Annotated in this window: 7 protein-coding genes; 1 reads left to right on the forward strand and 6 read right to left on the reverse strand. The window is 70.0% G+C overall.

All coding sequences use genetic code 11. The features are described 5' to 3' along the window. Nucleotides 1-3 precede the first annotated feature (3 nt). The 3 genes from ACFOM9_RS08645 to ACFOM9_RS08655 all read right to left on the reverse strand — a co-directional run bounded on the left by ACFOM9_RS08645 (nucleotide 4) and on the right by ACFOM9_RS08655 (nucleotide 3,549). The gene (locus ACFOM9_RS08645) at nucleotides 4-1,188 is read right to left on the reverse strand and encodes a mechanosensitive ion channel family protein (protein ID WP_386709037.1); all 1,185 of its coding nucleotides are present in this window, start codon (nucleotides 1,186-1,188) and stop codon (nucleotides 4-6) included. Between the two features lie 8 nt (nucleotides 1,189-1,196). Then, nucleotides 1,197-2,630 carry a dihydrolipoyllysine-residue acetyltransferase gene (gene aceF, locus ACFOM9_RS08650; protein ID WP_386709040.1) on the reverse strand — a complete coding sequence of 478 codons (1,434 nt, stop codon included), beginning with the start codon at nucleotides 2,628-2,630 and terminating at the stop codon, nucleotides 1,197-1,199. A 136-nt stretch (nucleotides 2,631-2,766) separates the two neighbouring features. Next, entirely contained in the window at nucleotides 2,767-3,549 is a 783-nt protein-coding gene (locus tag ACFOM9_RS08655; RefSeq protein ID WP_386709043.1) for a DUF2884 family protein, read from the reverse strand. 207 nt (nucleotides 3,550-3,756) lie between these two features. Between ACFOM9_RS08655 and ACFOM9_RS08660 the strand changes: the two genes are divergently transcribed. Beyond that, a complete protein-coding gene (locus tag ACFOM9_RS08660) occupies nucleotides 3,757-4,398 on the forward strand; it encodes an OmpW/AlkL family protein (protein WP_386709046.1) in 642 nt (213 codons plus the stop codon). An 87-nt stretch (nucleotides 4,399-4,485) separates the two neighbouring features. On the opposite strand, the gene ACFOM9_RS08665 is transcribed toward ACFOM9_RS08660, so the two are convergent. From ACFOM9_RS08665 to ACFOM9_RS08675, 3 genes are all read right to left on the reverse strand, one after another. Then, nucleotides 4,486-5,013 (reverse strand): DUF1453 domain-containing protein, encoded by a 528-nt coding sequence (locus tag ACFOM9_RS08665; RefSeq protein ID WP_386709049.1) that lies wholly within the window; start codon nucleotides 5,011-5,013, stop codon nucleotides 4,486-4,488. A 57-nt stretch (nucleotides 5,014-5,070) separates the two neighbouring features. Further along, nucleotides 5,071-5,928, reverse strand: a complete 858-nt coding sequence (locus tag ACFOM9_RS08670) for a DMT family transporter (protein WP_386710951.1) — start codon at nucleotides 5,926-5,928, stop codon at nucleotides 5,071-5,073. A gap of 118 nt (nucleotides 5,929-6,046) precedes the next feature. Continuing rightward, on the reverse strand, nucleotides 6,047-7,102 hold the full coding sequence (locus ACFOM9_RS08675; protein ID WP_386709052.1) for an NAD(P)-dependent alcohol dehydrogenase: 1,056 nt from the start codon (nucleotides 7,100-7,102) through the stop codon (nucleotides 6,047-6,049). Nucleotides 7,103-7,110: the final 8 nt, after the last annotated feature.

The raw sequence follows: 7,110 nt of genomic DNA on the forward strand, positions 1-7,110 counted from the left end.
TCGTTACTCCTCGGGGGGCAGGCGGCCGCGCGCGGGGCCGGCCTTGGATGGTGGGGAAAGCGCCGCTTCGCGCTCGGCCTGCAGGCGTAGCGCTTCGTCTTCGGCGATCTGGCGCTGGGTGTCCTCGGAGGCGTCGTTGCCGGACAGGGCGCGGCGTTCCGCGGGCGCCACCGTCCCGGTTCCGGCGGCCACCGGCTCGGGGTGGACGCGTTCGTGCAGCAGGCGCTGCATCGCGCGCTCGCCTTCGAGCCCGAAGGCCGAGCGCACGCGCAGGTCGCGCTGCGGCACCGGCACTTCGATGCCGTGCTCCTTCAGCGAGCTGTCGAGTTCCCACAGGTAGGCGGCTTGGATCGCGACGTTGCGCCGCGCCGCGGCACCGGTCAGCCAGACCACCAGCAGGAACTCCACGCCGCTCTCGCCATAGGCCACCAGCCAGACCTGCGGGCGCTTCTCGCCCTCGGTGGCGAGCGTGAACGGCACCCGCGCGGCAGCTTCCAGCGCGGCCTTCTTGACCAGCTCCTTGTCGACGCCGAACGCAACCCGGAACGGCACGCGGATCCGGCGGTTGACGCTGCGGTGGGTCCAGTTGACCACGCGGCCGTTGACGAACTCGGAGTTGGGCACCAGCACGCCGATGTTGTCGTTGGTGATGATGCGGGTGGCGCGGATGTTGATCGCGCGCACGGTGCCACGGGTGGCGCTGTCGAGTTCGACGAAGTCGCCCACTTTCAGCGAGCGGTCGAACAGCAGCACCAGGCCGGCGATGAAATTGCCGAAGATCGCCTGCAGGCCGAAGCCCAGGCCCACGCCCACCGCGCTGGCGAACAGCGCGAACTTGCCCAGCGAGATGCCCGCAAAGTCCATTGCCAGCAGGATGCCGGCGAGCAGCAGCACGTAATGGATCAGGCGCGACACCGCGTACAGCGCGGCCCGGTTCACGCCCTGGTGGCGGTCGCCGAACCGGTTCACCGCGCGCCGCACCAGCGCCGACACCAGCCAGGTCAGCCCGATCACCAGCACCGCCGCGATCAGCCCGCCGACCGTGACGTCCAGGCCGGACGCACGCAGCAGGTGGAAGTCCAGCACCGGGCCGAGGTCGTCCCAGCCGCGGTTCACGGCCGCCCCGGCCGCGTCGCGCACCCGCTCTCCAGCGGTGCCGGGTGCAGCCTGGGCGACGATCGACGGCATCGGCCCGCCTACAGCAGCGCGCGCCGCATGTCGCCGAGCAGTTGCGCGAGATACGCGGTGAAGCGCGCGGCCGCGGCGCCATCGATCACGCGGTGGTCGTAGGACAGCGACAGGGGCAGGATCAGGCGCGGCGCGAATTCCTTGCCGTTCCAGACCGGCTTCATCGCCGACCTGGACACGCCGAGGATCGCCACTTCCGGCGCGTTGACGATCGGCGTGAACGACGTGCCGCCGATGCCGCCCAGCGAGCTGATCGAGAAGCAGCCGCCGCTCATCTCGGCCGGGCCGAGCTTGCCGTCGCGCGCCTTCTTCGCCAGCTCCCCGGTTTCGCGCGCGATCTCGAGCACGCCCTTGCGATCGCAGTCGCGCACCACCGGCACCACCAGCCCGTTGGGCGTGTCGGCGGCGAAACCGATGTGGAAATATTTCTTGAGCGTCAGGTTCTCGCCGCTGGCGTCGAGCGAGGCGTTGAACTCCGGGAATTTCTGCAGCGCGACCACGCTGGTCTTCATCAGGAACGCGAGCATCGTCAGCTTGGCGCCCTTGTCCGCGCCGCGCTCGTTTTCCTTGTTGAGCGCCACGCGCAGCGCTTCGAGTTCGGTGACGTCGGCATCGTCGTGCTGGGTGACGTGCGGGATCATCGCCCAGTTGCGGGCGAGGTTGGCGCCGGAGATCTTGCGGATCTTCGACAGCGGCTTGACCTCGATCTCGCCGAACCGGGCGAAGTCCACCTTCGGCCACGGCAGCAGGTCGAGGCCACCACCACCACCGGCGACGGCGCCACCGCCGGCCAGCGCGCCCTTGACGAACTGCTGCACGTCGTCCCGGGTGATGCGGCCACCGCGGGCGCTGCCCTGCACGCGCCCGAGGTCGACGCCGAGCTCGCGCGCGAACAGGCGCACCGCCGGACTGGCATAGGGCACCTTGTCCGGCATCAGGCCGTCGGCATCGAGGCGTCGCGCCGGCGTCGGCACGGCGTCGCCGGAGCGGGTGACGTCGCCGCGGACGATGTTGTCGGGCTGCGTGGCCACCGCCACCGGTTCGACCTTGGCGGCGGTTTCCGCAGTCCGGTTGTCGGGCGGCGCATCGGACTTCGCCGCCTCGGGCTGCGCGCGCGGCGGCGGCACGGCCGCAGCAGGCGCGGGCGGCTGGGCAGGCGCGTCGTCGCCGGCGGCCTCGATCATCGCCACCACGCCGCCTTCGGACAGCGTGTCGCCGACCTTGACCTTCAGTTCCTTGACCACGCCGGCGAACGGCGACGGCACTTCCATCGTCGCCTTGGCCGACTCCAGCGTCACCAGCCCCTGGTCCTTCGCGATCGCGTCGCCGACCGCGACCAGCACCTCGATCACCGGCACATCGTCGAAACCACCGATGTCGGGGACGCGTGCTTCCTTCAAATCGGCCATGTGACGCTCCGGGGAATGCCAGGGAACGGCCATTGTCGCCCGCCACGGTGTCAGCGCCAACTCCACGCCGCGCGCGGAGCCCGGAGAAAGGTGCGCCCTCCGTGGGGGCACGGAGGGCGCGGAGCCCACGCCGCAGGGGAGAAATCGGCGTGAACGCGAGCGGGAACGCTCAGTGGGCGGGCTGCGCGCGGTCCTTGACCTCGACTCGCAGCAGCTGCAGCGGCTTGCCGGCATGGCGGTACTCGAGCGCATCGTCGATCCGGTCGAGCGACTGCATCGTGCGACACAGCGTTTCGGCATTGCGCTCGAGTGCGCGGGCGCGCGGCTCGACCACCGCCTCGATGCGGGCGTCGAGCTTGTCCAGCTGCTCGAGCTGCCCGGTGTCGCCGGTGAACGCGGCGCGCAGCGCGCCGCCGACGATATCGCCCACCACGCGCGGCACCACTTCGGAGACCGCTTCGCCGATGCCCTTGCCCAGCTCCCGGCTGTTGAAGTGCCTGGTGCTGACCGAGCGCGCCAGGGTGCGGTCGAGATCGGCGCGGGCCTGCTGCAGCTTCGTCTCGGTCGCCGCCGGATCGCGGCTGAAGCCCTTGGCCACCTCGCCCAGCGCGGTGAAGGCGATGGTGGCGGCGTCGCGCGCGATCCCCGCCGCCAGCGGCATCGCCGCCCTGGCCTCGCGCTCGTAGTCGATCAGGCGGTCGCGGTCGGCGGCGCTGACGTCGACCCAGCGGTCGTCGACGAACAGCCGTCCCTGCCGCATCAGCACGGTCCTGGGCGCGCCGTTCCCGCGGGTCAGGATGACGCTCTTGTCGGTCAGCGCGAAGTCGTAGTCGCTGTTCACATCGCAATCGACGTCGATGCCATCGGACGCGAGCGCGCCCCCGGCCACCAGCATCAGCGCACAGCCCAGCACGACATTCCGCATTCCCGTCCCCGTGGTCTTGTCCTGCATTCAGTTTCCGTCGGCAATTGCGGAGCGGGCGCGTGCCGGTGGAGGGAGTGACCTTCGTCATGCTCTCGCCGCTCGTACGCTTTCGCTTAATCGGATGTCAAAGTTCCCTGAACGTTTCCGACGCGAACAAGCACGGTTCATGCGGTGCTCGCTAGGTTGTCCCCGCCCCTCTCCCTGGGGCATAGAACAATCAAGAGGAGACTCCCCATGTTGTCCATTCGCACACTGACCCTGGCCCTTGCCGCCACCGCCGCGCTCGCGCCCGCCGCGTTCGCCCAGGACACCGACGGCGACACCGCTTCGGGCAAGCGCTTCAGCGTGGTCGGTGGCTATTCGCTCACCGAACCCACCCGCAATCCCGTCGTCGACGGCAACCTGACCAAGGCCGAAGGCGAGGGCACGCCGACGCTCAGCGCGGCGTGGAACATCACCGACAACATCTCGGTCGAGGCCTGGGGCGCCGACAAGGCCGGCTACCGGGTGTCGACCGGCGGCAACAAGACCGCCAGCATCGACGGCCAGGCCTACTCGCTCAGCGGGCAGTACCACTTCGGCGCAGCCGACAACACGCTGCGACCGTTCGTCGGGCTCGGTTACCACGAGACCAACTACAGCAACGAGAAGGCGGCGGATACCGGCGCGCTCGCGGGCAACCGCATCGGCGTGGAAACCGCCAAGGGGGCGGTGGCCACGGTGGGCGTCGACGTCAATATCAACCCGACCTGGTTCGCACGCGCCGACGCGCGCTACTTCGATGGCGACGGCGACATCAGCGTCGACGGCGCCAAGGCCGGCACCACCGAGTTCAACCCGGTGATGGTGGGCGTGGGGATCGGCGCGCGGTTCTGACCGCACGCCTCCCGCCGACGACGCTAACGTGGCGGCATGTCGTCCCGAGGCGGGTCCGCAAGGACCCGCCTTTTTCTTGCAGGCTGCTCAGCGCCGTGACAGGCGCGCCCGCAGCGCCCACGCATAGCCGAGGTAATAGCCGAGCAGCACGCCGGCCATGCCGATTAGGGTGGCGTGGTCGGCCAGCATGCGCAACCACGGCGGCTGCACGCCCGACGGCGGCCACAGCGTCTGCCAGATGCCGAGCGCGATACGCGCGGCCAACAGCATGGTGAGCGCAAACACCAGCCAGCGATTGGGCGTGTACCACGCGCCTTCGGGGTGGTGCTCGAAACGCGTGGTCCAGATGCCCGCGATCCCGATCAGCACGCCCAGCAACAAGCCGCAGCACGCGTAGAGAAGCGCATGTGCGACCCAGTGTTCGCCGACCCAGGCGCTGGCCACGAACAACAGCGCCGACACCGCCAGCAGCCAGGCGTTGAGGCCGGCAAGCCAAGGGCGTGCTCGGCGCCGCGCGACGCCGGCGCGGTAGCGCTGCACCAGGCCGAGCGGGTAGAGCAGCACGGCAAGGACCAACACGGCGACCAGCAACAGTGGGATCAGCAGTAGCGGCATTGACGCAGCATGCTGCGCGTGCAGGGGATCTGCAAACGATGATTCGCCGGCCGCGCTTCACGGAAGATCGACCGGCTGCGGGCGTACCACGTTGCGCACGCGCTCGCGCCTGACCAGGTACAGCCCGCTGGCAACGATGATTCCCGCGCCCAGCCAGGTCATGCCATCGGGCAGCACCTGCCACAGCGCCACGTCGAGCATCACGCCCCAGACCAGCGCGGTGTATTCGAACGGCGCGATCATCGACGCCTCGCCGCGGCGGAAGGCCTCGGTCAACAGCACCTGCGCCATGGTGCCGACCGCGCCGATCCCCGCGATCACCCACCAGTGGCGCGCCTGGACCGGCGTCCATTCGTGCCACGACAGCGCGCCGCCGCCGACCACCAGGATCAGCATCAGCCAGAACACCATCGCCTGGGTGCTGTCGCGCTGCGCGAGCACGCGAACGGTGATCGCCGAGGCCGCGTAGCACACCGCCGCCAGCAGGATCGCCAGCCCGCCCAGCGTCATCATTCCCTGCCCCGTGGGGCGCAGCACGACCAGCACGCCGGCGAGCCCCACCACAATCGCGCCCCAGCGCCGCAGCCCCACCTTTTCGCCGAGGATCGGTACCGCCATCGCCGTGACCAGCAGCGGCGCGATGAAGCTGATCGCGTACGCCGTCGACAGCGGCAGCGTGCGCAGTCCATAGACGAAGCCGGCCATCATCGTCACGCCCAGCCCGCCGCGCAGCAGGTGCAGCGGCCAATGCACGCGCAGCAGCCCGCGCGCCCCGATCGACGCCAGCGACCAGCCCAGCACCAGCGGCAGCGCGGACGCGCCGCGCAGGGTGGCTACTTGCAGGGCCGGGTAGTGCGGCGCAAGCAGCTTGAGCCCGGCGTCCATCAGCGCGAACAGCGCCACCGCCGCGAGCATGTACAGCACCGGGCCTGCCCGCTTCACCTGCGGAGGCGGCACGGCCGGGGGCGGCGGGAGAATCGAAGGCTGGGGCATCGCGCGACGTTGCCCGCGTCGCGCGTCGCCTGCAAGTACTTCAACTTGCCGGTGACAGGCTGGCGGTGTCGATCACGAACCGGTAGCGCACGTCGCCGCGCAGCATCCGTTCGTAGGCCGTGTTGATGTCGGCGATGTCGATCACCTCCACGTCCGAGGCGATGCCATGGGCGGCGCAGAAATCCAGCATCTCCTGGGTCTCGCGGATGCCGCCGATCAGCGAGCCGCCCAGCCTGCGCCGCTGCATGATCAGCGCCCCGGCCGCCAGCGGAACCGGCTGGTCCGGCACGCCCAGCAGCACCATCGTGCCGTCGACCTTGAGCAGCGACAGGTAGGCGTTGTAGTCGTGCGGCGCGGACACGCTGTCGATGATGAAGTCGAAATGACCGCGCAGACGCTTGAACGTCTCCGGGTCGCGCGTCGCGGCGAAGGCGTGCGCGCCCAGTTCCTCGGCGTCCTGGCGCTTGGACTCGGACGTGCTCAGCATCGTCACTTCCGCGCCCATCGCCTTGCCGAACTTCACCGCCATGTGGCCCAGCCCGCCCAGTCCCACCACCCCCAGGCGGTCGCCGGCCTTCAGCCCGTAATGCCGCAGCGGCGAATAGGTGGTGATGCCTGCGCACAGCAGCGGCGCGGCGCGCTCGAGCGGGATGCCGTCGGGGATGCGCAGGACGTAGTCCTCGTTGACGGTGATGCGGGTCGAGTAACCGCCATAGGTTGGCGCCCCGGTGCCGCGCTCGCGGCTGTTGTAGGTGCCGGTCATGCCTTCGGCGCAGTACTGCTCCTCGCCCGCCTCGCATTGCGCGCAATGACGGCAGGAATCGACGAAGCAGCCGACGCCGACCACGTCGCCGACCGCGTGTTTCGTGACTTCCGGGCCGGCTGCGGCGACGCGACCGACGATTTCGTGGCCCGGCACCATCGGGAAGATCGAGCCGCCCCACTCGTCGCGCGCCTGGTGGATGTCCGAATGGCACACGCCGCAGTACAGGATGTCGATCAGCACCTCGCGTGGGCCCGGGTCGCGACGTTCGATGGAAAACGGCGCCAGCGGCGAGGCGGCACTGGTGGCGGCGTAGGCGGGGGTCGTGGGCATGGGGCGCT

The sequence above is a fragment of the Luteimonas notoginsengisoli genome, assembly GCF_042648885.1.
GTDB lineage: Bacteria > Pseudomonadota > Gammaproteobacteria > Xanthomonadales > Xanthomonadaceae > Luteimonas > Luteimonas notoginsengisoli.

Bases quoted from the DNA above. Each gene is read 5' to 3' on its own strand.
- aceF (WP_386709040.1), bottom strand. From the start codon at position 2,630: ATGGCCGTTCCCTGGCATTCCCCGGAGCGTCACATGGCCGATTTGAAG.
- ACFOM9_RS08670 (WP_386710951.1), bottom strand. From the start codon at position 5,928: ATGCTCGCGGCGGTGGCGCTGTTCGCGCTGATGGACGCCGGGCTCAAG.
- ACFOM9_RS08665 (WP_386709049.1), bottom strand. From the start codon at position 5,013: ATGCCGCTACTGCTGATCCCACTGTTGCTGGTCGCCGTGTTGGTCCTT.
- ACFOM9_RS08675 (WP_386709052.1), bottom strand. From the start codon at position 7,102: ATGCCCACGACCCCCGCCTACGCCGCCACCAGTGCCGCCTCGCCGCTG.
- ACFOM9_RS08655 (WP_386709043.1), bottom strand. From the start codon at position 3,549: ATGCAGGACAAGACCACGGGGACGGGAATGCGGAATGTCGTGCTGGGC.
- ACFOM9_RS08660 (WP_386709046.1), top strand. From the start codon at position 3,757: ATGTTGTCCATTCGCACACTGACCCTGGCCCTTGCCGCCACCGCCGCG.
- ACFOM9_RS08645 (WP_386709037.1), bottom strand. From the start codon at position 1,188: ATGCCGTCGATCGTCGCCCAGGCTGCACCCGGCACCGCTGGAGAGCGG.